This window comes from Pseudomonas sp. 1912-s, assembly GCF_029269205.1.
Lineage (GTDB): Bacteria > Pseudomonadota > Gammaproteobacteria > Pseudomonadales > Pseudomonadaceae > Aquipseudomonas.
In genome coordinates this window covers 15315-40610 of the sequence record NZ_JARIXR010000041.1, presented here as the reverse complement: position 1 = coordinate 40610, position 25296 = coordinate 15315, and the positions used below count along the sequence as shown (strand labels likewise).

21 protein-coding genes are annotated in these 25296 nt (G+C 63.9%); 11 read left to right on the top strand and 10 right to left on the bottom strand.

What is annotated here, in order from left to right; translation table 11 throughout:
* Nucleotides 1-717: 717 nt before the first annotated feature.
* The 10 genes from P3C29_RS29885 to P3C29_RS29840 all read left to right on the top strand — a co-directional run bounded on the left by P3C29_RS29885 (nucleotide 718) and on the right by P3C29_RS29840 (nucleotide 10932).
* The gene (locus P3C29_RS29885; RefSeq protein ID WP_003215747.1) at nucleotides 718-1488 is read left to right on the top strand and encodes an FCD domain-containing protein; all 771 of its coding nucleotides are present in this window, start codon (nucleotides 718-720) and stop codon (nucleotides 1486-1488) included.
* Between the two features lie 97 nt (nucleotides 1489-1585).
* Nucleotides 1586-2788 (top strand): ABC transporter substrate-binding protein, encoded by a 1203-nt coding sequence (locus tag P3C29_RS29880; RefSeq protein ID WP_275966161.1) that lies wholly within the window; start codon nucleotides 1586-1588, stop codon nucleotides 2786-2788.
* A gap of 67 nt (nucleotides 2789-2855) precedes the next feature.
* Nucleotides 2856-3716, top strand: a complete 861-nt coding sequence (locus P3C29_RS29875) for a branched-chain amino acid ABC transporter permease (RefSeq protein WP_003215751.1) — start codon at nucleotides 2856-2858, stop codon at nucleotides 3714-3716.
* 1 nt (nucleotide 3717) lies between these two features.
* Nucleotides 3718-4728, top strand: coding sequence for a branched-chain amino acid ABC transporter permease (locus tag P3C29_RS29870; protein ID WP_177045853.1), 1011 nt, complete (start codon nucleotides 3718-3720; stop codon nucleotides 4726-4728).
* A complete protein-coding gene (locus tag P3C29_RS29865; RefSeq protein ID WP_010175101.1) occupies nucleotides 4725-5474 on the top strand; it encodes an ABC transporter ATP-binding protein in 750 nt (249 codons plus the stop codon). Before P3C29_RS29870 ends, P3C29_RS29865 begins: the two co-directional genes overlap by 4 nt.
* Complete coding sequence (locus P3C29_RS29860; protein WP_275966160.1) at nucleotides 5474-6169, top strand: ABC transporter ATP-binding protein; 696 nt, start codon at nucleotides 5474-5476, stop codon at nucleotides 6167-6169. Before P3C29_RS29865 ends, P3C29_RS29860 begins: the two co-directional genes overlap by 1 nt.
* A gap of 13 nt (nucleotides 6170-6182) precedes the next feature.
* On the top strand, nucleotides 6183-7454 hold the full coding sequence (locus P3C29_RS29855; RefSeq protein WP_275966159.1) for a Zn-dependent hydrolase: 1272 nt from the start codon (nucleotides 6183-6185) through the stop codon (nucleotides 7452-7454).
* Entirely contained in the window at nucleotides 7451-8854 is a 1404-nt protein-coding gene (locus tag P3C29_RS29850) for an amidase (RefSeq protein WP_275966158.1), read from the top strand. The genes P3C29_RS29855 and P3C29_RS29850 overlap by 4 nt, the downstream gene beginning before the upstream one ends.
* A 158-nt stretch (nucleotides 8855-9012) precedes the next feature.
* Nucleotides 9013-9876: a LysR family transcriptional regulator gene (locus P3C29_RS29845; RefSeq protein ID WP_275966157.1), complete on the top strand. Its 864-nt coding sequence runs from the start codon at nucleotides 9013-9015 to the stop codon at nucleotides 9874-9876.
* Nucleotides 9877-9927: 51 nt separating this feature from the next.
* Nucleotides 9928-10932, top strand: coding sequence for a LacI family DNA-binding transcriptional regulator (locus P3C29_RS29840; RefSeq protein ID WP_010175110.1), 1005 nt, complete (start codon nucleotides 9928-9930; stop codon nucleotides 10930-10932).
* Here the strand turns inward: P3C29_RS29840 and P3C29_RS29835 are convergent.
* From P3C29_RS29835 to P3C29_RS29810, 6 genes are all read right to left on the bottom strand, one after another.
* Entirely contained in the window at nucleotides 10929-11654 is a 726-nt protein-coding gene (locus tag P3C29_RS29835) for an SDR family oxidoreductase (RefSeq protein WP_275966156.1), read from the bottom strand. The two genes, P3C29_RS29840 and P3C29_RS29835, sit on opposite strands and share 4 nt — an antisense overlap.
* Nucleotides 11655-11861: 207 nt before the next feature.
* Nucleotides 11862-13394 (bottom strand): FGGY-family carbohydrate kinase, encoded by a 1533-nt coding sequence (locus tag P3C29_RS29830; RefSeq protein WP_275966155.1) that lies wholly within the window; start codon nucleotides 13392-13394, stop codon nucleotides 11862-11864.
* Nucleotide 13395: 1 nt separating this feature from the next.
* Nucleotides 13396-14475, bottom strand: a complete 1080-nt coding sequence (locus P3C29_RS29825; protein ID WP_177045839.1) for an alcohol dehydrogenase catalytic domain-containing protein — start codon at nucleotides 14473-14475, stop codon at nucleotides 13396-13398.
* A 69-nt stretch (nucleotides 14476-14544) separates the two neighbouring features.
* Nucleotides 14545-15537 (bottom strand): ribose ABC transporter permease, encoded by a 993-nt coding sequence (locus P3C29_RS29820; protein WP_275966154.1) that lies wholly within the window; start codon nucleotides 15535-15537, stop codon nucleotides 14545-14547.
* Nucleotides 15503-17011 (bottom strand): sugar ABC transporter ATP-binding protein, encoded by a 1509-nt coding sequence (locus P3C29_RS29815; RefSeq protein WP_169387802.1) that lies wholly within the window; start codon nucleotides 17009-17011, stop codon nucleotides 15503-15505. Before P3C29_RS29815 ends, P3C29_RS29820 begins: the two co-directional genes overlap by 35 nt.
* 63 nt (nucleotides 17012-17074) lie before the next feature.
* Nucleotides 17075-18001 (bottom strand): substrate-binding domain-containing protein, encoded by a 927-nt coding sequence (locus P3C29_RS29810; protein ID WP_201123069.1) that lies wholly within the window; start codon nucleotides 17999-18001, stop codon nucleotides 17075-17077.
* Nucleotides 18002-18182: 181 nt separating this feature from the next.
* Here P3C29_RS29810 and P3C29_RS29805 point away from each other — a divergent pair, with 181 nt between their 5' ends.
* Nucleotides 18183-18503, top strand: a complete 321-nt coding sequence (locus P3C29_RS29805) for a hypothetical protein (protein WP_201123068.1) — start codon at nucleotides 18183-18185, stop codon at nucleotides 18501-18503.
* Between the two features lie 2 nt (nucleotides 18504-18505).
* Here the strand turns inward: P3C29_RS29805 and tagF are convergent, their stop codons facing one another.
* The 4 genes from tagF to tssK are packed head-to-tail and all read right to left on the bottom strand — an operon-like array spanning nucleotide 18506 to nucleotide 25291.
* On the bottom strand, nucleotides 18506-19090 hold the full coding sequence (gene tagF, locus P3C29_RS29800) for a type VI secretion system-associated protein TagF (protein ID WP_275966153.1): 585 nt from the start codon (nucleotides 19088-19090) through the stop codon (nucleotides 18506-18508).
* Between the two features lie 9 nt (nucleotides 19091-19099).
* Nucleotides 19100-22654, bottom strand: coding sequence for a type VI secretion system membrane subunit TssM (gene tssM / locus P3C29_RS29795; RefSeq protein WP_169387799.1), 3555 nt, complete (start codon nucleotides 22652-22654; stop codon nucleotides 19100-19102).
* Between the two features lie 3 nt (nucleotides 22655-22657).
* A complete protein-coding gene (gene icmH / locus P3C29_RS29790) occupies nucleotides 22658-23944 on the bottom strand; it encodes a type IVB secretion system protein IcmH/DotU (RefSeq protein ID WP_201123062.1) in 1287 nt (428 codons plus the stop codon).
* A gap of 15 nt (nucleotides 23945-23959) precedes the next feature.
* Nucleotides 23960-25291 (bottom strand): type VI secretion system baseplate subunit TssK, encoded by a 1332-nt coding sequence (tssK, locus tag P3C29_RS29785; protein WP_275966152.1) that lies wholly within the window; start codon nucleotides 25289-25291, stop codon nucleotides 23960-23962.
* Nucleotides 25292-25296 lie beyond the last annotated feature (5 nt).

Genomic DNA, 25296 nt, shown 5'->3' with positions numbered 1-25296 from the left:
AATCCCTACGTTCGGCCTCGGGCTTATTGGGGCAGTCAGATCAAGATCAAAAGCAAGAGCACAGCGGCCTACAGGCCGGCTTGAGTGGTAGAAGCCAGATCAAAAGCCAAAGCGAAAACCAAATCTGAAACTGCTGCGGCTCTGCTTTTCTGTGGGAGCTGGCTTGCCTGCGATGCAGACACCTCGGTTTTTCAGGTACACCGAGGCGATGCTATCGCAGGCAAGCCAGCTCCCACATTTGACCGTGCCCGCTGTAGATTTTGATTTTGATTTTGCCTTTGCTTCACACCACTCAAGCCGGCCTGTAGGCCGCTGTGCTCTTGATCTGCTTTTGATCTTGATCTTAGGCGCCCCGTTAAACCACGCTGGCCGAACGCAGGCTTTGGAGCGTGGGTAACCCGGCAGGACGCCGGGTTAGCCGCGCTGGGCCAAGGATGGCCCATCGCGGCGGCCCACGCTCCAAAGCCGGAGTGAGGGCACACCGAGCCTAGGCGAGGTGCCGAGTGGTGGGGCAAGAGCGTTTTGCTTACTTTTGCGCTGTTCAAAAGTGAGCCGCTGTAAGAGCGGAACCCATAGCAGCCCTGACCGCAGCAACGGATATACACACCCACCCCATTTACGACCCATCCAAACCAAAAGCGACCCCCTCCGTTGACGCCCCACCCCAAACCCCTATTAAGTACTATTAATCCGCATTAATAGGATCAATCAACCACCATGCTAAGCCGCCCGTTGCGCCGCAAACGCCAGAAGCTCTCCGACGTGATCGTCGAGTCGGTCAAGCGCTCCATCGTCACCGATGCCCTCAAGCCCGGCGACCGCTTGCCCACCGAACGCGAGTTGATGGAAAGCTTCCAGTGCTCCAAAGGCTCCGCCCGCGAAGCCCTCAAGGCGCTGGAAGTCGAAGGCCTGGTCAACACCCGCACCGGCCCCAGCGGCGGCGCCTACCTCAACCAGGCCGGCACCGAACCCGCCAGCCGCGCCCTGCGCAACTACCTGCACTTCCAGCACCTGGACGGCGAACAGGTCTACCAACTGCGCAAAGTCATCGAAGTCGAACTCGCCGTCTCCGTGCTGGGCCGCCTGAGCGAAGACGACTACCGCGCCCTCCAGGACAATGTCGATTTTTGCAGCGCACCCGAAGACAGCGAAGCCGGCCAACGCGAACAACGCATCGCCGAACTGGAATTCCACAACCTGCTGGCCAAGGCCTGCCCCAACCCGCTGCTGAGTTTCATGGCGCAGTTCCTCAACGACTTATTGCGCGACCTGGTGGTGCTGAAAAAAGCCTACAAGCCCAAGCGCAAGCAATTCGACGCCGCCAACCTCGACTACCACAAGCAACTGCTGATCGCGTTCCGGGCCGAAGATGAAGCCACCGTACGCAGCCTGATGCACGAACACATGTGCGACGCCGAACACCACATGACCGCACTGGAAGGTGAAGTCAGCCCGCACTTTCTGCTGGAGTTCGACCACAACCACTGACACCCCCAAAAATCCAAATAAAAGGCCTGCCCACAGGCCGTGCTCCACCGTATCGCCATTGCCACTCCTGCCAATAACTAATCCAGGGAGTCACCCCATGCAGCGTCGTACGTTGTTGAAAGCCAGTCTCACCGCCGCAGCCGCCCTCAGCCTTCCGCTGGGTGTGCGCTCGGCATTCGCCGCCGAGCCCTTTACCTTTTACGGCCTCAAGTCCATGTCTGGCGCCTTTGCCAGTTATGGCAAATTTGCCGACATGGGTTCACGCCTCGCGGTAGAACAACACCCCGAGTTGCTCGGTCGCCCGCTGGTCTACAAGGTGATCGACACCGAAGGCAACGCCGGCAAGGCGGTGCGCAAGGTCCAGGAAGCGATCCAGCAGGACGGTGCACGCTTCTTCCAGGGCTGCACCCTGTCATCTTCGGCACTCGCCGTCGCCAAGGAAGTGAGCAAGGCCGGCGGCGTGTTCATGACCCCGGTGGGCGCCGACGAGGTCACCGGCAAGGACTGCAACAGCGCCACCTTCCGCTGGTCAGTCCCCACCTACGGCGCGATCCGCGAAACCCTCGTGCCGCTGATCAAGCTGCTGCCGGACGCCAAGCGCTGGTACACCATCACCCCACAATATGTGTTCGGCGAAGCCCTGCTCGAAGGTGCCAAATCGGTCCTGGCCGAACATGGCCTGGAACACGCCGGCAACAGCTACCACTCGCTGCAGGAACAGGAATTCTCCGGCTACCTGACCAATGCCATCGCCGCCAAACCCGACGTACTGGTGCTGCTGAACTTCGGCAGCCAGTCGTCCAACACCCTGCGCCAGGCGGTGAACTTCGGTATCAAGGAACGCATGAAAGTGCTGCTGGTGTGGTCCGCCGGCCTCGACCAGTTCCAGGAACTGGGCAGCGACGTACTGGAAGGCGTGTACCTCGGCGCGCAGTACTGGCATCAGGTTGACACCCCGCTCAACCGCGACCTGGTGAAACTGACCAAGGCCAAGTACGGCATCAACCCCACCTACCCGCTGGCCGCCGACTACATCAGCACCAAGGTCATGCTGGAAACCATCATCTCCACCGGCAGTTTCGACGGGCCGACCGTGGCCAAGGCCATGCAGGGCCTGAGCTACGAAGGCCCCACCGGCAAGGAATCGATCCGCGCCGGCGACCATCAGGTGATCAAGGATTACTACCTGCTGGTGGGCAAGGCGGCAGGCGACATGGCCGACAAGGACGACCTGGCCAAGGTGCTCAGCGCCGGCCAGTCGTTCCCGCCGGTGGAAGCCACGGGCTGCGTGCTCGGCTGATCTGCTGAAAATCTACTGGTGACACAGCGCAGGGCCGCTCACGCGGCCGCCTGCCGAGGGTTCCTGCATGCTTAATCTTTACCTGTTCCAGATTCTCAACGGCCTGGGCCTTGGGATGATTTACTTCCTGATCGCGGTCGGCTTGACGATCATTTTCGGCCTGCTGAACTTCGTCAACTTCGCCCACGGTGCATTCTTTTTACTGGGCGCCTACATCTGCTACACCGCCGTCAGTCTCACCGGCAGCTTCTGGCTGGCGCTGCTGATCGCGCCGCTGGTGGTGGCCGCGCTGGCCTGGGTGATCGAGCGATTATTGATCCAGCGGATTTATCACTTGCCGCACATGTTCCAGATTCTGGTGACCCTGGGGATAGCCCTGATCATCCAGGAAGCCAGCGTGATGATCTGGGGCCCGGTGGGCAAAAGCGTCGCGGTGCCGGAGTTGCTGCGCGGGGTGCTGGTGGTGGGCGATTTCGTCTATCCCTACTATCGCCTGTTCCTGATCGTGTTCTCCGGCCTCGTCGGCCTTGGCCTGTGGCTGCTGCTGGAACGCACGCGCTTCGGTGCCCTGGTGCGGGCCGGCAGTGAAAGCACCGAAACCGTGTCCCTGCTGGGCACCAACATCTTTCGCCTGTTCTCCATGACGTTTGCCCTCGGCGTGGCCCTGGCCGGCGTCGCCGGTGTGCTGTTTGCCCCGTTGCGCGGTGCCCAGCCCTTTGTTGGCCCGGAAATCCTCGGCGTGGCCTTCGTGGTGGTGGTGATCGGCGGCATGGGTTCCTTCAGCGGTGCACTGGTCGGCGGCCTGCTGGTCGGCGTGGTGCAAAGCCTGATGACCACACTCTGGCCCCAGGGCGCGAGCCTGATGATCTACGGCGCGATGGCCGTGGTGATCCTGGTGCGTCCTTACGGCCTGTTCGGGAGAGCCTGACATGAGCGAGAAAAATCCCCTGCCGTTCGCCAAGACCCAGTCGCGCTACATGCTGCTGTTGGTGCTGGCGGTATTGATCGGCCTACCGTTGATTTTGCCCTCGGCGACCCTGGCCACCGAGATTCTGATATTTGCCATGGCCGCCCTCGCCTGCAACCTGTTGCTGGGTTACACCGGGCTGTTGTCGTTCGGCCAAGGCATCTTCTTCGGGGCCGGCGCCTATTGCGCGGCGCTGTTGATGATTCACCTGCAGCTCGGCCTGTTCAGCGCACTGTTGGGCGCCGCCGTCGCCGGTGGTTTCCTGGCGTTTCTGGTGGGTGCCCTGGCGATCCGCCGCACCGGCATTTACTTCGTGATGCTGACCCTGGCCTTCAGCCAGATGGCCTACTTCGTCGCCTATACCCTGAGCGACTGGACCGGCGGCGACAACGGCTTGCTCAGCGTGCCACGTCCGGAAATCCGTATCGGTGACACGGTGCTATTGTCTCTCACCGATGCCCGCGCGTTCTACGGATTTGTCGCAGTGCTGTTCCTGCTGATCTTCATCGGGGCGCGCCGGGTGATCGCCTCGCCGTTCGGCAGCACGCTGATGGCGATCCGCGAAAACGAAACCCGCGCTTCGGCCATCGGCTACGACACCCGCCACTTCAAGATCCTGGTGTTCGTGTTGTCCGGCGCCGTCACCGGGATCGCCGGGGCGCTGTACGCGATGCTGCTGCACTTTGTGCCGCTGTCGAATATCGACCTGGCGATGTCCGAAAACATCCTGATCATGACCATCGTCGGCGGTACCGGCTCACTGTTCGGCTCCTTGCTGGGCGCCGGTTCCATCGTGCTGCTGGGGGACTTCCTCTCCGACCTGTGGCCGCGCTGGCTGATGCTGCTGGGGGTGATTCTGATCCTGGTGGTGATCTTCATGCGCGGTGGTTTGTGGGGTGGCTTGTCGACGCTGTTCGAACGTGTGCGTGGCAGCCGCAAGGCCGACGTTGTGACCAAGGAGAAGCTGTCATGAGCATCCTGTTGGAAACCAAGAATCTGGAACTGGCCTACGGTGCGTTCCACGCGGTGAACGGCGTCAACCTCAAGGTGCAAGCCGGTACCATCCACACCATCATCGGCCCCAACGGCGCCGGTAAGACGAGCCTGTTCCACTGCCTGACCGGCGAACGCCAGGCCACCGCCGGGGCGATTCATTTCGACGGCAAGAACCTGATGCGCAAACCGGCCCACGGTCGCGTCGGCCTGGGCATGGCCCGTTCGTTCCAGCTCACCAGCCTGTTCCAGAACCTCAGCGTGCGCGAGAACCTGCGCCTCGCCGCCCAGGGCCGCGACGGTGCCCGCGCCCTGAACTTCTGGCGCCGGGTCGACAGCAAGCGCGAGCACCTGGAGATGGCCGACCAGGTGCTGGAACGCCTGCAACTCACCGCCCGCGCCGACACCCTGGCTGGCGAGTTGTCCCACGGCCAGCAGCGGGTGCTGGAGGTCGGTATGTCGATTTGCTCCAAACCCAAGCTGCTGATGCTCGACGAGCCCACCTCGGGCATGGGCATCGACGACATTCCGATCATGACCCAACTGATCAGCGACCTCGGCCGCGACCACACCGTGCTGCTGATCGAGCACAACATGAGCATCGTCATGTCCATCAGCCAACGCATCACCGTGATGAGCCACGGCCAGATCCTGGTGGAAGGCACACCGGAATTCGTGCGCGCCGACGAGCGCGTGCGCACCGCCTACCTGGGAGAAGCCGCCTGATGCTGACCGTCGACAATATCCATTCCTACTACGACAAGAGCCACGTCCTTGAAGGCGTGTCCCTGACCGTCAACCCCGGCGAACTGGTGACCCTGCTGGGGCGCAACGGCGCCGGCAAGACCACCACCTTGCGCAGCATCCTCGGGATTATCTGCCCGCGCCAGGGCCAGATCCACTTCAACGGCCAGCCGCTGGTGGGACAGAAAATCTTCGAAATCGCCCGCCAGGGCCTGGCGCTGGTGCCGGAGAACCGCGGGATCTTCCGCCTGCTCACGGTTGAGGAAAACCTGCGCATCGCGGTGCGCAAGACCAGCCGCTGGCAGATGGACGACGTGTACGGCATGTTCCCGCGCCTCAAGGAACGCCGCAAAAACGCCGGCCATGCGCTGTCTGGCGGTGAGCAACAGATGCTCGCCATCGCCCGTGCACTGCTCAACGATCCCAAGCTGCTGATCCTCGACGAACCCACCGAAGGCCTCGCGCCGGTGATCGTCGACGAGTTGGTGAAGATCCTGCGCAAGGTCAAGGACGACGGGCTGCCGGTGCTGCTGGTGGAACAGAACCTGATGGTCTGCGACAAGCTCGCCGACCGCCATTACGTCCTCGAACAGGGCCGTGTGGTGTACGAAGGCAGTGCCGAAGCCTTCCGCGCCGACCCGACGATCAAGAACCGTTACCTGGCCCTGAGTGCCTGACCGGAGACTGCTGATGAATAGTTTTGCGCAACCGCTCCAGAGCAATGCCCCGCTGATCAACCGCGAACGCCTGTGGCAATCGCTGATGGACCTCGCCCGCCTGGGCGCCACACCCAAGGGCGGGGTATGCCGCCTGGCCCTCACCGACCTCGACCGCCAGGCCCGCGACCTGTTTGTGCAATGGTGCGAGGCCGCCGGGTGCAGCGTCAGTGTCGACGCCATCGGCAATATCTTTGCCCGCCGCGCCGGGCGCAATCCGGCACTGGCGCCCGTGATGACCGGCAGCCATATCGACACCCAGCCTACCGGCGGCAAGTTCGACGGCTGCTATGGCGTGATGGCCGGCCTGGAAGTGATCCGTACCCTCAACGATTTGAATATGGAGACTGAAGCGCCCATCGAAGTGGTGGTGTGGACCAACGAAGAAGGCTCGCGTTTTCCACCGTGCATGATGGGTTCCGGGGTGTTCGCCGGTAAGTTCGACTTGCAGGAAACCCTCGACAAGCAGGACGAGCATGGCCTGTCGGTGGGCGCCGAATTGCAGCGCATCGGCTACGCCGGACCACGCGCCGTGCTGGGCCACCCGGTCGGAGCCTATTTCGAGGCGCATATCGAACAAGGCCCGGTACTGGAAGACCAGGCCACTACCATTGGTGTGGTCATGGGCTGCCTGGGGCAGAAGTGGTTCGACCTGACCCTCACCGGCGTCGAAGCCCACGCGGGCCCGACGCCGATGCGCCTGCGCAAGGACGCCCTGGTGGGCGCCGCGCAAGTGGTCAGCGCGGTGAACCGCATCGCCCACGCGCAACAACCCCACGCCTGCGGCACCGTCGGTTGCCTGAGCTTGCACCCCGGCTCGCGCAACGTGATTCCCGGCCAGGTGCACATGACCATCGACTTGCGCCACCTGCACGCCGACAAGCTGCACGCCATGGTCGATGAAGTGCGCCAGGTGATCGAAGCCACCGCCGAGCAACACGGCCTGAGTTTTGAGCTGACGCCCACCGCCGACTTCCCGCCGCTGGACTTCCACCCCGCCTGCGTCAACGCCGTACGCGACGGCGCAAGCAGCCTGGGCCTGAGCCACATGGACATCGTCAGCGGCGCCGGGCACGACGCGATCTTCGTCGCCGAACTCGGCCCGGCCGGGATGATCTTTGTGCCATGCGAAGGCGGCATCAGCCACAACGAAATCGAAAACGCCGCGCCGGATGACCTGGCGGCGGGCTGCGCAGTGCTGCTGCGGGCCATGGTCAACGCGGCACAAGGAGGTAAAGCAGCATGACGGATATTGCCAACCTGACCGCCGTTGAACTGCTGGCGCACTACCGGGATAAACGCCTGTCGCCGGTAGAAGTCACCGAAGACGCCCTGCTGCGAATCGAACGCTACAACCCGGCGGTCAACGCCTACTGCCATGTCGACCCGGAAGGCGCCTTGAAGGCTGCCCGTGATTCGGAGCAGCGCTGGCTCAAGGGCCAGCCGTGCGGGGCACTGGACGGTGTACCGTCATCCATCAAGGACCTGACGCAGACCATCGGCATGCCGACGCGCAAGGGCTCGCGCACCACATCTGCAGAGGGTCGGTGGGACGTGGATGCACCCTTCTCGGCCTTCATGCGCAAGGCCGGCGCGGTGCTGCTAGGCAAGACCACCACACCGGAATTCGGCTGGAAAGGCGTCACCGATAACCCGCTGTATGGCATTACCCGCAACCCGTGGGACACGCGCATGACGGCGGGCGGCTCGTCCGGCGGTGCCGGTGCGGCCGCGGCCTTGAACCTGGGGGTGCTGCACCAGGGCAGCGATGCCGGCGGCTCGATCCGGATTCCCTGCGCCTTCACCGGCACCTTTGGCATCAAGCCGACCTTCGGTTATGTGCCGCAATGGCCGGCCAGTTCGATGACCATTCTGTCGCACCTGGGGCCGATGACCCGCACCGTGGAAGACTCGGTGCTGATGCTGCAAACCATCGCGCAGCCGGACGCGCGGGACGGCTTGATCGGCGCGCCCCGGACCACGCCGTGGTTGCAGGCCGGGGCTGACTTGAAAGGCCTGCGGGTGGCCTATAGTCCGAACTTTGGCTACGTGAAGGTGGACCCGCAAGTGGCCAGGGTCGTCGCCCAGGCGGTCGAAGGCCTGGTGCAGCTGGGTGCCCAGGTTGAACAGATTGACCCGGGGTTCAGTGATCCGCTGGAGGTGTTCAATACCCTGTGGTTTGCCGGTGCTGCGCGCCTCGCCGGGCCGTTGAGCGAGACTCAGCGACAACTGATGGACCCGGGCCTGCTGCGCATTGCGCACCTGGGCGAACAGATCAGCCTCAGCGACTACAGCGCCGCGCTGGAAGCGCGGGCGGCCTTGGTGGCGCGTATGGCGGCATTCCATGAGCATTACGATGTGCTGGTGTCGCCGATGATGCCGATCACCGCGTTCGAGGCCGGGCACAACGTGCCGCCGGGTTCGGGCCTTGGGGAATGGATGGAGTGGACGCCGTTTACCTATCCCTTCAACTTGACCCAGCAACCGGCGGCGTCGGTGCCGTGCGGGTTGGCGGCGAACGGGTTGCCGGTGGGGCTGCATGTGGTGGCGGCGCGGTTTGCTGATCATCAGGTGCTGAGGGTTTGCCAGGCGTATGCCAAGGCTTTCCCGACCGAGCATCTGCAAGCCCCAAAAACCCCAACCTGAAGTGCAAGCAATGTTCAGAGACTGACCAATAACCCTGTGGTGAGCGGGCTTGCCCCGCGCGGGGCAAGCCCGCTCACCACAAAAGCCAGGCACCTGCGCTGATCGCATTCCAATCGCGCATCGCTCTACAATGTCCCCCATTCACTCCCGGGGGTTTCATGGACATCGAACTGGCACGCACCTTCCTCGAAATCACCCGCTGCGGCAGCCTCGCCGCGGCGGCCGAGAAGCTGCACGTCACCCAGACGGCAATCACCGCCCGGGTCAAAAATCTCGAAAGCCAGCTCAACAGCACGCTGTTCGTGCGCAACCGCGCCGGCGCCCGCCTGACCCCGGACGGCGAGGCCTTCGTGGTCTTCGCCAACCAGCTGGTACAAACCTGGGAAGCCGCCCGCCGCGACCTGCCGTTGCCCGAGGGCTACCGCAACGTGTTGCACATCGGGGGCGAAGTCAGCCTGTGCAACCCGTTGATGCTTGGTTGGGCCCAGGCCCTGCGCGAGCACATTCCGGGCTACGCCCTGCGCACGGAGATTCGCGAAGGCGAGTACCTGCTGCGCCAACTGGAACTGGGCGTGCTGGATGCCGCGCTGGTGTTCCAGCCGCAGTACTGGCCGGGGCTGCAGGTGGAGCAGGTGCTGGAAGAGAAATTGATCCTGGTGCAACTGGCGGCCCGGCCCGAGCCCTACGTGTACATCGACTGGGGCCAGGGCTTTCGCCAGCAGCACGACGCGGCCCTGCCGGACAAGGCCCGCGCCGCCCTGAGCTTCAACCTGGGGCCGCTGGCGTTGCAGTACATCCTGGAAAACGGCGGCGCCGGGTATTTCCGCACGCGGGTGGTGCAGAGCTACCTGGACAGCGGCGTGATGGAACGGGTGCCCAAGGCACCGGAGTTCAGCTTCCCGACGTACCTGGTGTATTCCCGGGAGCGCGATTCAGCGGTTTTGCAGCAGGCGCTGGGCTTGCTGCGGGCGGTGGTGGAGGCGGAAAAGGATTGGTCGCAGCGCTGGGATCCGGTGATTTGAAGCCGTGCCCATGGTAGCCTCAGGTTGTTTTCTCCTGGTTTCCCCCTGCCGATGAACAAGAAAAAGTCCGTCACCATCAGCGACATCGCCAAACGGGTCAACATGACCACCATCACGGTGTCCCGGGCGCTGAGCAAGCCTGACCTGGTCAAGCCCGCCACCCTGGCGCGGATTCTCGAAGTGGCGCGGGAGCTGGACTATGTGCCCAACGCGTTTGCCCGCGGGCTCAAGCGCAGCGAAAGCCTGATCATCGGCGTGATCACCGCCTCGGTGGACAACCCCTTCTACAGCGAGATGATCAAGGCGATTTCCCGCGAGGCGAAAAAGCACGGCTACACCATCATGCTGGTGGACACCGACGAGCTGGAAGAGCTGGAAAGCAAGGCGGTCGACACCCTGCTGGGCTACCGCGTGGCGGGTATCATCCTGTCGCCGGTCTCCGATGAGCCGAGCTACCAGCCGGATTATCTGGAGCGCCTGGGCAACGGCAAGACGCCGGTGGTGCTGCTCGACCGCACGATCCACGACAGCCCGTTCAGCCGCGTGGTGCTGGACAACTACCACAGCGGCATCGAGGCCGCGCAGTACCTGCTGCGGCAAACCCCGAACCTCAAGCGCCTGCTGGTGCTGACCGGGCCCGAGCATTCGCGCATCACCATGGAACGCCTCAAAGGCCTGAAAGAAGTGTTGGCCGATCACCCGCAAGTGCACGTCGAGGTGTGCGCCGGCGACTACACGCTGATGCCCTCCTACCTGCACACCCTCGACTACCTGGCCGAACACACGGCGCCGGACGCGATCATGGGCTTCAACCAGCTGATCACCCTCGGCGCCTTGCGCGCGTTGCGCATGCACAACATTCCCCACGACAGCCTGACCATCTGCGGCATCGACCGCCTCCCCTTCGCCGATATCTTCGGCGTGCCGATTGCCTGTGTGGCCCACGACGCGTCGCTGGCCGGCAGCAGCGCGGTGCGACTGCTGCTGGACCGCCTCGAAGACCCGCACAAACCGCGGGACAAGGTGGTGATCGCCGGCAAGCTGGAGAACGGCTAGCGGCTGGTGTAGCCCCCATCGATCGGCAGGCTGACGCCGCTGATCATGCTGGCGGCGTCGCTCAACAGGAACAGCACCGGGAATGCCACTTCCGCCGTTTCGGCAAACCGCCCCAACGGAATCGCCGCCAATGCCGGATCGCGCTTGGCGGGCGCCGACCAGGCCATTTTCGCCATGGGCGTGAGGGTGACGGTGGGGTTGACGCTGTTGACGCGAATCCCGAAACGCCCCCACTCGGCGCATTGCACGCGGGTGATGGCGTCCAGCGCGGCCTTGGAGGCGCAGTAGCCGAGGTGATCGTCCAGCGCCACCAGTGAGGCCTGGCTGGAGACGTTGACGATGCTGCCGGCGATCTTCGCTTCAATCATCCCTGCGGCGATTCGGCTGGCGACCTGGGCGGCAGCGCGGGCGTTGACGTTCATCACTTGGTCGAAAGCTTCGGCGCTGATGGCAGCGGCGGGTTCCAGGCGAGAGATGCCGGCGCAGTTGACCAGGCCGTGCATCGGCGGCAAGCCTTGCAGGGCCAGGTCCAGGGCGGCGCTGTCGGCGATGTCCAGGCACAGGGTTTCGCAGCCGAGTCGGGCCAGGGCCTGGGCGTCGCGGCCCAGGGCAAACACCTGGGCACCGCTGGCGATCAGTTGCAGGGCTATTTCCCGGCCGATGCCGCTGCTGGCGCCGGTGACGAGGATGCGCTGGTGGGTAAAATCAAAAGTGGCGTTCATGGCAGGTATCCCGGAAACAATGAAGATCCAATGTGGGAGCTGGCTTGCTGTGGTGAGGGGGCTTGTCCCCCGCCCGGTTCACCACAGATTGATGGGGCTGCTTCGCAGCCCAGCGCGGGGCAAGCCCGCTCACCACAACAAGTCCGCTCACCACAGTAAGCCCGCTCGCCACCGCAAGCCCGCTCCCACATTTGGATCAGTGTTCGCTTAATTCAATTGCAGGCTGTGCATCACCGGTTTCAACGCCGGGTACACTTTCAAATACTCGGCAAACGCCCGGTCATACACCCCGACATTCCCCGCCTCCGGCTCTGCCCGCAGCTCCAGCTGTACCCAGCCCTTCTGCATCTCCCGGTCATCCACCAACCCCACCGCATGGGCCGCCAACAACGCCGCGCCCAACGCCGCTTCCACCTCTTGCACGATGGTGTAGACCGGGTAATGGGTGATGTCCGCGATAATCTGCATCCACAAATCCGAATGGCTGGCCCCGCCCACCACAATCAATCGCGGGTCAAGGGAGTGCGCGCCACGGGTGCCCGCTTCGATGTTGTGCCGCAGGGCAAAACTCACCCCTTCGAGCACCGCGCGGTACAGGTGGATACGGCTGTGATACAGGTTCAGCCCGACGAAGCTGCCGCTGGCCCGGTCATCCCACACCGGGCTGCGTTCGCCCATGAGATAGGGCAGGAACAGCAGCCCTTCACTGCCCGCCGGGATCTTCGCGGCGCTCTGCTCCAGCAGCCACAAACTGTCCTGGCCCGTGTCCTTCGCCTGTTGCTCTTCGGCCTGGCAGAACTGTTCGCGGAACCAGCTCACCGACGCCCCGGCCGTGATCGCGCCGCCGAAGATGTACAGGTCCTGATGGCCGTTATAGACATGGGGCATGCTCACCAGGCCATGCCGCGCGTCCACCTGCTGGTTTAGATAACCCCAGCACATGCTGGTGCCGATCATCGCCACATGATTGCCCGGCCGGGTCACCCCGGCGGCCAGGGTCGCCATGGCCGCATCCACGCCCCCCGCGAGGATCGGCGTACCGGCCTGCAAGCCCAGGCGCGGTGCCCACGCCTCCAGCAAACCGCCGACCACTTCACCGGAATACAGCAAGCGCTCCGGCATCATCGCCAGCGGGATATCCAGCGCCGCCAGCATCTCGGCCGACCAGCCTCGCCGGGCCACATCGTAGACGCCGCCGATATTGCCGGCACTGCTGTGATCCACCGCCACCTCACCGGTCAGGCACGCGTTGATGTAGCTGTTGGGCGGCAGCAGGTAGCGGGTATTGGCCCACACCTGCGGCTGGTGCTGCTTGAGCCAGAGCATCTTGGTGAAGCCGTAGTAGCTGTCCACCGAGTTGCCGGTGACCGCGAACAGCCGCTCCAGGTCCACGTGCTCGCGCACCCACTCCACCTGTTCGCCCGCGCGCCGGTCCATCCAGATCAGGCACGGGTGCAGCGGCTTCATCTGGGCGTCCACGGCAATCCCGGAGCCGCCGTACAGGCTACTGATGCACAGCGCCTTGACCCGCTCTTTCGCCACGCCGGCCTTGGCCATGCACTGGGCAACACACGCCTCCACCGCGTCCAGCCACACCTGCGGCCACTGCTCGGCCCAGCGCACTTTAGGGGTGTCCACGCGATACCCCTGGCTGTGCTGGGCGATGATCGTACCGTCACCGTCCACCAGCAGCGCCTTGGTGCTTTGCGTGCCGATGTCCACACCCATCACGTAGTTCATCTCAGACCACCGGCTTCAGCAGCACCTTGATCGACTTGGTCGAGTTGGCCAACTCAAAGGCCTCGGCCCAGCTATCCAGCCCGAAGTCATGGGTCACGATGCCCTTGGACGTCAGCAGGCCGCGTTCGAACAGGTCGATGGCCACCGGGTAGCAATACGGCCCGAGGTGCGCGCCGCGTACGTCGAGTTCCTTGCGGTCACCGATAATCGACCAGTCGGCGCTGGTCTCGGCGCCAAACACGCTGAACTCGACAAACCGCCCGAGCTTGCGGATCAATTCCAGGCCCTGGGTGACGCCCGCCGGCACGCCGGTGGTTTCGATGTACACGTCGCAACCGTAGTTGTCGGTCAGGCCGTTGATGATCTCCCGGGCGTTGTCCCGGGACGGGTTGATCACCACATCGGCACCGAACTTCTTCGCCAGTTCCAGGCGCTCATCGACCATGTCGATCACCACCAGTTTCTTCGGAGTCTTCAGCGCCGCCACCTGCACCATGCACAGGCCCAGAGTGCCTGCACCCGCAATCACCAGCACGTCATCCAGCTGGATCTCACCCCGGTTGACGGTGTGAATCGCGCAGGACATCGGCTCGATCAGTGCCGAATCTTCGAGAGACACCGACTCTGGAATCTTGTGCACGATGGCCGTCTTGGGGATGCGCATGTACTGGGCCATGCCGCCTTCGGCCACTTCACGCTGGAAGCCGAAGATGTTGTGCACCTCGCACATCCAGTACTTGCCGGATTTGCAGAAGCGGCACTTGCCGCATGGCACGATCTGCTCGGCGATCACCTTGTCGCCGACCTTCACGTCAAAGTGCTCTTCGGCGCCCTCGCCGGCTTCCACCACGTAGCCGAAAAACTCGTGCCCCGGCACCACCGGTGCCTTGACCCACGGGTTGTCGCCGCCCCAGAACATCGCGGCGCCCGAGTGGCATTTGCAGTCGCTGGCGCAGATGCCGCAGGCGGCGATGCGGATCACCAGTTCATTGACCCGCGCCTGGGGTTTGCTGATGCGTTCCAGGCGGTAGTCTTTAGGGCCGTGGCAGACGACGGCTTGCATTTCGTTGTGCTTTTCCATGATGTGCGGACCTTTCTTGAGCATGAGAGAACCCATCGCGGCCGCCATGGCCGCGTGGAGATAACCGGTTTACTTGTGGCGCTGACGGCTGATAAAGATCGCCAGCAAAATGATCCCGCCCTTGATCACGCTCTGGACGTAGGGCGAGACCCCGAGCATGTTCAAGCCGTTGTTCAACACCCCCAGCAGCATGGCGCCAAGCAAGGTGCCGACAATCACCCCGCGCCCGCCGGCAATCGAGGCGCCGCCCAGGACCACGGCGGCAATCGCGTCGAGTTCGAACGACACGCCGGCATTCGGCTGGCCACTCATCAAGCGCGAGGTCAGCACCAGCCCGGCAATCGCGGCGGTGAAACCGCTGATGCCGTACACCAGCAACTTGAAGCGTGCCGCCCGCACACCGGACAGGCGCACCGCTTCCTCGTTGCCGCCAATCGCGTAGATATAGCGGCCGATGCGGGTGTGTTGCAGCAACACATACGCCGCCAGGTACGTCACCAGCATGATCAGGATCGGCACCGAAATGCCGAACAGGCTTTCGCGACCAAAGAAACCAAACCATTCCGGCAGGCCGGAAATCGGATAGCCGTCGGTGTACATCAGGCCGAACCCGCGGGCGATGCCCATGGTCGCGAGGGTGACGATGATCGGCGGCATGTGCAGGTAGGCGACGAACAGCCCGTTGCCGATGCCGAAGGCCACGCCAATCAGCATCCCGGCGCCAATCGCCAGGCCCGGCGGCAAGCCCGCGACCATCAGGCCGGCGGTCAGGGTGCCGGACAAGGCCATCACCGGCCCCACCGACAAATCGATGCCACCGGTGAGAATCACGCAGGTCATGCCCACCGCGATAATCGCGTTGATCGACACCTGGCGCGCAATGTTCGACAGGTTGTTGGCAGTGAGGAAATTGTCGCTGGCGAAGATCATCACCAGCGTCACCACCAGCAGCCCCACAAACGGATAAAACGCCGGCGAGCGAATCAAGCGCGCCAGGTTCAGGCGCAGCCGGCCCGGCCCCACGGCATTAATGGACGTATTCACTTGAGCCCCCTGTTGCATGGCGCATGACCTCTTGAGGATTGACGGCAGACGCTTCCAGTACCTTGACGATGGCGCCCTTGTGGAACACGGCGACGCGGTCGCACATGCCGATGACTTCCGGCAGTTCCGAGGAAATCATGATGATTGCGTAGCCTTGCTCGGTGAGGCTGCGCATCAGTGCGTAGATCTGCGCCTTGGCGCCGACGTCGATGCCACGGGTGGGTTCGTCGAACACCAGCACGTCACAGTGATGGTTGATCCAGCGGGCAATCACGACTTTCTGCTGGTTGCCGCCGCTGAGGTTGAACACCCGGCTCTCGCCGCTGGGCGCCTTGATCGACAGCTGGCGCATCAGGGCTTCGACGCTGGCGCACTCCTTGTCCTTGTCGATCAGGCCGCTGGCGTTCTGGTATTTGGGCAGGTTGTTGAGGGAGATGTTTTCGCGAATGCTGAAATCGGTGATCAGCCCTTCGCTCTTGCGGCTTTCCGGCAGCAGGCCGATGCCGTGGGCCAAGGCCTGGGCCGGGTCGTCAAGGGTGATTTTTTCCCCCCGCAGCCACACGTCTTTGCTCACCGACGGCAGCGCGCCCATCATGCCCAGGGCCAATTCGGTACGCCCGGAACCCACCAGGCCGGCAAAGCCGAGAATCTCGCCCTTGTGCAATTCAAAGTGGTTGTGGGGGCCGTTGCGCACCAGCTGGATGTCTTTGACTTCCAGCAACAGCGGGCCGCGTTCGGCGGTGGGCTTGGGCGGAAAGCTGCATTCCAGGCGGCGCCCCACCATCATTTCCACCAGGCGGTCGATATCGCTGTCGGCTACGTCAGTGACGCCCACGTTGCCGCCGTCGCGCAGCACGCTGATGCGGTCGCACACCTGGAAAATTTCCTCCAGGTGGTGGGAGATGAAAATCACCGCCACGCCCTGGCGCTTGAGTTCGCGCATGATCTCGAACAGCAGCTCGGCCTCACTCGGCGTAAGGGTGGCGGTGGGTTCGTCGAGCACCAGCAGCCGCGCATCCAGGGCCAGGGCCTTGGCGATCTCGACGAACTGCTGCTCGGCCACGCTCAGGTGCTTGACCGCGCATTGCAGGTCAATGCTGACCCCGAGGCGCTTGAACAACGCCTCGCTCGTCTCGACCATTTCGCGCTTGCGCAACAGGCCAAAACGGTTGCTCAGCTCATGGCCGAGGAAGATATTTTCCACCGCTGTGAGGTAGGGAATCAGGCTGAATTCCTGGAACACAATGCCGATACCGGCGGCAATCGCATCACGATAGGTCGCGAACTGCCGGGCCTGGCCGTCAATCAGGATCTGCCCTTCGTCCTGATGCTCGACCCCGCCAAGGATCTTCATCAGGGTCGATTTGCCCGCGCCGTTTTCCCCGAGCAAGGCATGAATCTCGCCGCGCTGTACTTCCAGGTTGATCGCCTTGAGGGCTTGCACCCCCGGGTAACGCTTACAGATATTTTCCAGCTTCAGAAGACTGCTCATACCGCCGACCTCGCATTCAGATGGATGACCTGTGCCCCACGCCAGGCGTGGGGCCTGGGCGGTTTACCAGCTGAAATCCTTGGCCTTGGCCTGGTCGATCAGGGTGATGTCCACCGGGATCGTGGCGGGCACTTGGGAGCCCCACTTCTTGGCCAGGGCGATGCCCAGTGCCAGGCGGATCTGGTCACGCGGGTATTGCGCGGAGGTGGCGATGAACTTGCTGCCGGGTTTCTGGATCGCCTTGATGGCTTCCGGCGCGCCGTCGACGCTCACCAGCTTGACGTCCAGGCCGCTGGCTTCAATGGCCGAAAGCGCACCGAGGGAGCCGTTGTCGTTGACGCTGAAAATACCTTTGAGGGTGGGCTGGGCCTGCAGCATGTTTTCGGTGACGGTCAGCGCCTGGTCACGTTCCTGCTTGCCGTTCTGGATGCTCACGATCTTGATGTCCGGGTGCTTGGCCACGGCCTCTTTGCAACCGCGCACGCGTTCCAGGATCGGCACCACGGCGATGCCGTCGAGGATGGCGATGTTGCCTTTGTCGCCGATGTTCTTGGCCAGGTATTCACAGGCCTGAAAGCCGGCGTCGAAGTTTTTCGAACCGACGAAGGAGTCCAGCGGGCCTTCGGCCTGGGCATCGACCGCGACCACCACCACGCCGGCGGCGTGGGCAGACTTGACGGCGGACTGAACGCCAACGGAATCGGTGGGGTTGATCAGCAGGATGTCGATGCCCTTTTGCAGCATGTCCTCGACGTCGCTGACCTGCTTGGACACGTCGTGGCGGGCGTCGGTGATGATCAACTGCGCACCGATGGTCGCCCCGGCTTCCTGCAAGGCGTCTTTCATGGTGACGAAGTAAGGGTTGTTGATTTCCTGGAAGGACGCACCGATGCGGATGGGCGCGGGTTTGGTGTCGGCCCAGGCCAGGCCGGCGGTACCGAGATTGATGCTTAAAGCCAACAAACACAGGGTTTTCGGAAGCATTTTCATGGCGAGATTCTCTGTTTTGTTTTTATTTTTAGAGCAAATGTTATCGTTAACATTTTGCGAGAAGCTAGCAAGGAAATTGAATCGGCGCAAGAGGGCCTGGAACCGGTGGCGCTGTTTTTGACACAGAAGGACGAGCGGCTATCAAGGCCGCCAGACAAAACCAGATGAGAGGAAAAGACCCATGGGCGCCCTATTGAATATTTTGAAAGCTCTGGCCATGCCGATTCTGAAAGCGGTGGGCTTGGGCGCTATCAGCGGCGGTGCGGCCTTTGGGGCCGACAAGCTGCTCAAATCAGCAACCAAAGACAAACCTGCGGTGGCCACCCCGGAGGAATCCGTTCCAAAAAGCGCCGAGGTTTTCGTCCCTGCCGTTCAGCAAACATTCGCAGACCGTGCCGAGTTCCCGGCCAACGCGAAGCCTGCAATAGCTTCGAATGCCACACCTGCGCTCGAAACCCCGACACTCCCCAAGAGCGCTGTCGCCTCGCTGGCCCAGGTGTAGCCTCACACCTGGCTGCGCCCCGCCAGCATATCGACGAATGTCGAGGCGCCAGGCAAGCCCGCAACGTCCACCGTCGAGGGCGCCAACAACGGCGAGCCTTCAGTCCAGAACAACGAATGCCCCGCCGCCGCACCCTCTTCCCCCCGGATAAGGGGTGACGGCGGCGGCAATGCCCTGAGCGCCGAATCAAACGCAGTCATCGTGAACCCCTCAACCAGGGTCGACAGCGCCAACCGTTCGGCCTGCGCGTACCATTCGCCATCCTGCTCAAGCCGCGCGAACAGCGGCACGTCTTCGCTCGCCACCGCCACCGTCAATGGAAAATAGCGCCCTACCCGATCCACACTGGGCAACATGACACCGGCCCAGCCCTGATCGCCACACACTCCCGCCGCCAAGGCGAAGCGCCAGACCGGACTGCACAAATAAACCTCCAGCCAGCGCTCACCCAGCCGCTCGCGACTGTGCTGCAAACCGTTCTGCAGCCACGTATCCCAAGGTCGCAAAAAAGCCTCTGGCAAACGTCGGCTGACAAAGTCCCCATGGCTGGGAACCTTGCCGAAAAACCCCGTCAACTGCTGGTCCATGCCCAATCCCTATAACGTCGTCGGGCAGTGAAACGCCTCGAGCGCATCACGCCGGAACGGGTTGATCACACTGCTGGCCCGCAGTTGATACACCACCCGATGCCCTTCCACAGTGAACGTCAATTGCAGCAACTCACCCTGGGCACTCACCGCCGCCTTGTCCATCATCCGCAGCCAACCCCACGGGCCATCGGCTCGCAGCGGGCTGACCAGCGCGGGGGTCGCTTCAAGCCGCACCAGACCACCGGCCTTGCCGCTCGGCAGACTGATGCTAGTGAAGTCCGCCACGTTGCCCGCGTCGTACACCACCGGCTGGCCGTCGATGTCCAGGGTGACCTTGGTCAACGCCGGGTCGGCGCTGAGGGCTTTCAGGTCAAAGCGCAATGACGGCTGGCGTGCCCCGGCCACGAAGAACATGTCCCGCAGGCGCGCCCCGCGCTGGAACTGGTTGAGCACGTCCTGGGAGATGTTCAACGGCGTCACGCCGCTGGAGCGCCAGCGCCATTGGCTGCCGCTCATGTCGACATAGGCCGCGAGGTTCTTGCTGAAAAAATCATCCATCAGCCCGCCCGGGCCAAAGAATTTGCCGAAGTCATCGGCGGTGGCATCGCGACTGGAGCTACGCACCAATGGATAACGATCGGCAATCGCCGCCCGGCAGAACGGTGCGCCGGAGGCTTCCCACAACGCATTCAGCCGGGCCTTTTCGTTGCCCAGGGTCAGCGCGGCGCCGCCGGATTGCACATCCCGCAGCAACGTCGACAACGGTGCCGGCTGGGTGTCGCTGGCACGTTTCAAACGCTCCAGCACTTCACCGGTGGGTGCCGGCGCGGCGCTGCGGCGGGCGGCATCGGCGCTGTCGAAGTACTGGCCGGCGTCTTTCAGCGCAGCCAGCGCCTCATCCACCGGTTGCGGGCGGGTGCCGTTGCCCACCAGGCGATGGAGCGCGGCGAAGTGCTGGTCCACCGGGTTTGCGCCGGCATCCGTCGCCGGGGCCGGGGCGTCGTTGCCCAGGGCCGCCTGGAGCTTTTGCGTGGCGGCGGCGATTTTGTCGCGCACGCGCTGGTCGGTGTCTTTGCTGGCGGCCGAGGTCAATGCGCCTTCCAGGGTGGTTTCCTTCGCCACCGCCAGCAGCAACGCGCGCAGCGGTGAATCGTTTGCCGCCAGTACGTTGGTCACCAGGGACGCCTGGCCGAGGCTGGTCAACGGCACCAGGTGCACATCGGCGAGGAAGGTGTCCCATTGGCGGATGTAATCGGCGTAGTACAGCTCCAGCACCGCGGCTTGCATGGCAGCGCTGCCGCCGGCGATCTGCGCCGACTCCTGACGGTCCAGCACCCAGCTGTCCTTGGCCATGTCAGCCACGGCTTGCGGGGTCTTGTCGGTCAGCTCGCGGTAGCCGGCGATGCGGTACACGCCGCTGACCCCACGGGACAACGGCTCGCCACTGCCCCGGGTGAACAGCGACGACACATCCCGGCCCACCGCGCCATTCACGCTGAGTTCGGGCAAATGCTCCTGATCCACCTGGCGCTTGACCCGGTTATAGATGCGCTGGGACAGCGGCATACTCGCCAGGGCCAGGCGCACCTTGGCAATCAGGGCGCTGTCGAGTGGCACCGGTTCAGCTTCATCGTCGGCCTCCAGCAGCGCCGAGACGTGATCGGACAATTGCTGCAACTGCGCCGGGGTGGCCTGGGGCAGCTCGCGACGCCAATCGACATCGACCCACGCCTGCACAGACGCGGCATCAAAGAACTGCCGCTCACCCAGCATCAGGTAGGCGCGCAGGGTTTCGTAGAGGAACTCCTGGTTGCTGGCGTCGCCCCGGCGCAGGGCGTTTTCCATGTTCGCCACGATGTGCGGCAGCAAGGTGCTGCGCAACAGGCGGCGGTACAAAGTCACCGCGCCCGCGCCCAGCTTGTTGCCCTGGTACAGGCCCATGCGGCTGAGCAGCGGCACGCTGGTGTCGCCCTCGCTGTAGCCACCGGGCAGCGCGCGGGCGGCATTGAGCAACGGCAAGGTCACCAGCACGTCGCCTTCGGCCGGCAGTTCCTTGGCCAGTTGCGCGACGTTGGTCGCGGCGGTGGCCGAGTCGGCGATCAATTGCAGGTTGCGGTTGTAGCTGATGGTCATGCCCAGCAACAGCAGGACAAACGCCGCCCCGGCGACGATCCGCCCGCCCCGCGCCCGCAAGCGGCGGCGACGCTCTTCCTGATGATTGACGCCGGCCAGCCCGGCCTCCTTGAAGATCACTTCCCGCAGCAAACGCGTGATGAAGTAACTGCGGCCACTGGCGACATTCGGCGCCAGCACCTTGCGGCCCAGGCCAAATGAGGCCGCCAGGGCGGTGAGTACCCGGTCAATCGGGCTACCTTCCTGGGTGCCGCTGGTGAAGTACACGCCCCGCAGCAGCGCCGGTTCCTGATAACGGTTGGCCTCGAAGACGCTGTTGAGAAACCGCGTGAGCCCTTCGCCCAGGCTGGCGAACTGTTGCGGGAAGCTGTAGAGCAAGGCCCGGCGCGACAGGTCCCGCTCCTGTTGCACCCGCTCCAGTACCCGGCCCTGGAGCTGGCGTTCGAGGGCATCGAATTCGGCGGGGAACGACGCCAGGCTGCTGTCGGCTTTCGGGTCTTGTTGCAACGGGAACGTCACACCCCATACCTGCGCCCGCTCCTCCCGGCCAAAGGTCTCGAAAAACTCCGAAAAACCCGCCAGCAAATCGCACTTGGTGATGATCACGTACACCGGAAACCGCAGGCCCAGACGTTCATACAGCTCATTGATCCGGGCCCGAATCGCCAAGGCCTGGGCCTGGCGCTGGGCTTCGGTTTGCTGCAACAGGTCGCTGACGCTGAGGGCCACGATCACCCCGTTGACCGGGCGCTGGCGCCGGTGTTTTTTCAGCAGGTCGAGGAAACCGCCCCAGGCCGCCTTGTCCACTTCGGTGTAGCTGTCCTGGGTGGTGTAGCGCCCCGCCGTGTCGAGCAACACCGCTTCATCGGTAAACCACCAGTCACAATGCCGGGTGCCGCCCACCCCGCCGATGGCCCCGGAACCCATGGCTTCGCGCAGGGGAAATTGCAGGCCGGAATGGGTCAGCGCGGTGGTCTTGCCGCTGCCCGGCGCGCCGACAAACATGTACCACGGCAACTGATACAGGTACTGCCCGCTCATCTTCCAGCCGGGGTTGGCCTTGCGCAGCACCGCCATGGCCGAACGCATGCGCTCGCCCAGTTCATTCACTTCGGCCTGGGACTCGCGTACCCCCGCCGGCGCTTCGGCAACCCCCGCCATCAACCCGCGATTCGCCCGCCAGGCACGCCACAACCGCCAGGCAAAATAGCCCGCCCACACCAGCACAAACACGCTGATCAAGCCCCAGCGCCGGGCTTCCGGGGCCAACGGCTCACTGCCATTGAACGCCAGCAGCGGGCCTTCGTACCACACCAGCAGCGACAACAGCGCCACGCCGATCAGCGACAGCAACCACGGCTTGAGCAACCACAGGATGAAGCGCTCCACCGGCGACCATAACAACGAAAAAAACGAGGACAGGTTCATGGTCTATTGCGCCTGGGAAGGGATCAGCACGGTGATGTCGACACGGCGGTTGCGTGCACGATTGGCCGCTGAATCATTGGGTACCAGGGGTTCGGTTTCACCCCGGCCTTCGCTGCGGTAACGCTCGGCCGGCCCCGCCCGTTGCGCGAGCAAGCGTGCAACGGTCTTGGCCCGGGCCTGGGACAGATCAAAGTTGGAACCCAGCCGCGAAGTCGCCGAAGGCCGCACATTGTCGGTATGCCCGACCACCACCACATCCCCCGGAACCGTTGCCAGCGCATCACCAATGCGGGCCAGCAAACCGTCGAAATTGCTCGCCACTTCGGCACTGCCGGAAGCGAATACACCGTCGCCGCGCAGGGTAATCACCGAGCGGTCGGCGCTGTCTTTCACCGTGACCAGGCCCTGGGCGACTTCCGGCGCGAGGAACCCCGACAGGCGCACCGGCGCAGGCGTGGCGGGCGCCGCCACTTTGAGCGGCGACACCACACGGATCGCCCCCAGTTGCGCGAACACCGGATCGGAAGCGCGGTTAAGCAGCCAGTTGTAGGTCAACTGCGCACTCAGCAGCAGCACCGACGCCACCGCCGCCAGCACCCACACCGGCACCTGGCGCAACATCGACGCCTGGGGCGCTTCGGCGCCGCGCCAGCGTGGCGACAAGTCCTGCTCACGGTTGCCGCGTTGCTGGTTGATCAGTTGCAGCAAGCGTTCCCGCAACAGGCCCAGCTGATCCAGGCCGCGGTCCAACACCCGGTAACGCCCTTCCAGCCCCAGGGCCATGCACAAATACATCAGCTCCAGCACGTCGATGTGAGTGCGCGAGTCCTGGCTGAGGCGCTGCAAAATCATGAAGAATTTTTCGCCGCCCCAGGCTTCATTGTGAAAGGTCACCAACAGGCTGCGGCTGCCCCACACTCCCGCGCCCCACGGCGTACTGGAAATGGTTTCGTCCACCAGGGTGCACAGCGCGTAACGCGCCGCCGCCACGGTTTCGACGTCCACCTGGCTGGCCCGGGCCTGGGCCTCGAACGCCTGCATCGCCTGGATCAGCCGCTGGCGCAGGCTTTCCATGTCGGGCATGGCGGTCAGCATGCGCAGTGGCACCACCAGGTCGAGCAACAGGTTGGCGGCCCTCACCAGCGGGTTGAGGCCCAGGCCCTTGAGCACCACGGCGGCGCTCTGCACGTCGGCCACGGGCGCCACCGCAGGCGCAACCCGCCGCCCGCCCGGCGTTGGGATCAGCAGGGTGCGGTCCGGGTCCTGGGTGCTATCGAAAGTGTCATTCACGTCAGTCACCTTGCCTTAGCGCCGAATGGCCCAGAACTGCATGTCCAGCCCCGGGAAGACCCCGGCGATGTGCATGGCAAACCCCGCCGAATTGCTCAGCTGTTGCCAGTAGTCGCTGCTGCGGTCGAGTTCGAAATAGGTGAAGCCGGCGTGGAACGGCAGTTGCCGTGGCGCCACCGGCAGCGGGCGCAGGCCGATGCCCGGCAGTTGCAGATTGACCAGGTCGCGGATCTTCTCCACCGAGCCGATCTTGACCTGCGGCGGGAAGCCGTTGCGCACGCTCTCGGCGGACATTTGCGCCTGCACCGCGAGGATGAACGTGGCCGAGCGCAGCAACTCCTGGTCGGGCAATACCCCCACGCGAATCCCGTATTGGCGCTCTTCCAGGGGAATCGCGATGGCGCGGGCGTCCATCACCGTCGACAGCGAGCGGCGCAGGTCGAGCATCACCGGAGCGAAGGTCTCGGCCAGCGCGTCATGGCGATACACCGGGTAGGCCGAGGCGCGTTTGTCGGCCTGGGTAAAGGTCGCCAGTTCGCCGGCCAGGGCCGTCAGGTCGCGGTACAACTGCTCCGGGTGCAGGCCGCGCATGGCCGCCAGGTGGCGCACCAACGGCTGGCTGCGGTTGAGCACTTGCAGCAGCAGGAAGTCGGCAATCTCCGCCGCGCCGCTGCCGTCCGGCCGGTTCAGGCGGGCCGCCAGGGCTTCACCGCGCTGCTGCAACAGGCCGAGCAATTCGTCGACAAACGCGCCCAGGCGCTCGGCGGCACGGATGTCCAGGCAGGGCGGGCAATAATCGCGGTCGAGCACCACCGTTTTGTCGGCGCGTTTTTCCACCACATGGGCGATGCCGAGGGTGGTGTAGGCATCGGCCACGTCCCCTTCAAACGCCAGGCGCAGGCGCAGTTTGCCGATGCTCATCAGGGCGCTGCTGTCCAGGCCGTTGCTGTCCCAGGCTTCGTACTCACTGCTGCGGTGACGGGCGAAGTTTTCGAAGCCGGGGTTGTCGTCGACCTCGGCCACGCCGGGGCGCAGGCTCGGCAGCGCCAGCACCACCTTCAGGTCACGGGCGTCTGCGGGGATCTCCAGGGGCAGCGGCATTTCATCGTCGAACGGCTGGCCGACCGGCGTGCCGTCGGGCAACACGCCGCTGTAGGACAGCAACGACAACTTACCGAGGGCCAATTGCTGCGGGTCGATGTGCAGCGTTGAAAAACCATGGGCGTAGGCCCGCAAGGTACCGACCCGGGCTTCAAGCTGGGCCTGCAAAAAACGGTCGTGTTGTTGCAGGTGCTGGGGTTGCAGCAACATGCCTTCGGACCAGACTACTTTGTTATTCCAGGACATAAATT

Excerpts from the sequence above, each read along its gene's own strand:
- P3C29_RS29835 (WP_275966156.1), bottom strand. The coding sequence starts at position 11,654 with ATGAACGCCACTTTTGATTTTACCCACCAGCGCATCCTCGTCACCGGC.
- P3C29_RS29830 (WP_275966155.1), bottom strand. The coding sequence starts at position 13,394 with ATGAACTACGTGATGGGTGTGGACATCGGCACGCAAAGCACCAAGGCG.
- P3C29_RS29860 (WP_275966160.1), top strand. The coding sequence starts at position 5,474 with ATGCTGACCGTCGACAATATCCATTCCTACTACGACAAGAGCCACGTC.
- P3C29_RS29850 (WP_275966158.1), top strand. The coding sequence starts at position 7,451 with ATGACGGATATTGCCAACCTGACCGCCGTTGAACTGCTGGCGCACTAC.
- tssM (WP_169387799.1), bottom strand. The coding sequence starts at position 22,654 with ATGAACCTGTCCTCGTTTTTTTCGTTGTTATGGTCGCCGGTGGAGCGC.
- P3C29_RS29875 (WP_003215751.1), top strand. The coding sequence starts at position 2,856 with ATGCTTAATCTTTACCTGTTCCAGATTCTCAACGGCCTGGGCCTTGGG.
- P3C29_RS29815 (WP_169387802.1), bottom strand. The coding sequence starts at position 17,011 with ATGAGCAGTCTTCTGAAGCTGGAAAATATCTGTAAGCGTTACCCGGGG.
- P3C29_RS29880 (WP_275966161.1), top strand. The coding sequence starts at position 1,586 with ATGCAGCGTCGTACGTTGTTGAAAGCCAGTCTCACCGCCGCAGCCGCC.
- P3C29_RS29840 (WP_010175110.1), top strand. The coding sequence starts at position 9,928 with ATGAACAAGAAAAAGTCCGTCACCATCAGCGACATCGCCAAACGGGTC.
- P3C29_RS29870 (WP_177045853.1), top strand. The coding sequence starts at position 3,718 with ATGAGCGAGAAAAATCCCCTGCCGTTCGCCAAGACCCAGTCGCGCTAC.
- P3C29_RS29810 (WP_201123069.1), bottom strand. The coding sequence starts at position 18,001 with ATGAAAATGCTTCCGAAAACCCTGTGTTTGTTGGCTTTAAGCATCAAT.
- P3C29_RS29845 (WP_275966157.1), top strand. The coding sequence starts at position 9,013 with ATGGACATCGAACTGGCACGCACCTTCCTCGAAATCACCCGCTGCGGC.
- tagF (WP_275966153.1), bottom strand. The coding sequence starts at position 19,090 with ATGGACCAGCAGTTGACGGGGTTTTTCGGCAAGGTTCCCAGCCATGGG.
- P3C29_RS29855 (WP_275966159.1), top strand. The coding sequence starts at position 6,183 with ATGAATAGTTTTGCGCAACCGCTCCAGAGCAATGCCCCGCTGATCAAC.
- P3C29_RS29825 (WP_177045839.1), bottom strand. The coding sequence starts at position 14,475 with ATGGAAAAGCACAACGAAATGCAAGCCGTCGTCTGCCACGGCCCTAAA.
- P3C29_RS29820 (WP_275966154.1), bottom strand. The coding sequence starts at position 15,537 with ATGCAACAGGGGGCTCAAGTGAATACGTCCATTAATGCCGTGGGGCCG.
- P3C29_RS29885 (WP_003215747.1), top strand. The coding sequence starts at position 718 with ATGCTAAGCCGCCCGTTGCGCCGCAAACGCCAGAAGCTCTCCGACGTG.
- tssK (WP_275966152.1), bottom strand. The coding sequence starts at position 25,291 with ATGTCCTGGAATAACAAAGTAGTCTGGTCCGAAGGCATGTTGCTGCAA.
- P3C29_RS29865 (WP_010175101.1), top strand. The coding sequence starts at position 4,725 with ATGAGCATCCTGTTGGAAACCAAGAATCTGGAACTGGCCTACGGTGCG.
- P3C29_RS29805 (WP_201123068.1), top strand. The coding sequence starts at position 18,183 with ATGGGCGCCCTATTGAATATTTTGAAAGCTCTGGCCATGCCGATTCTG.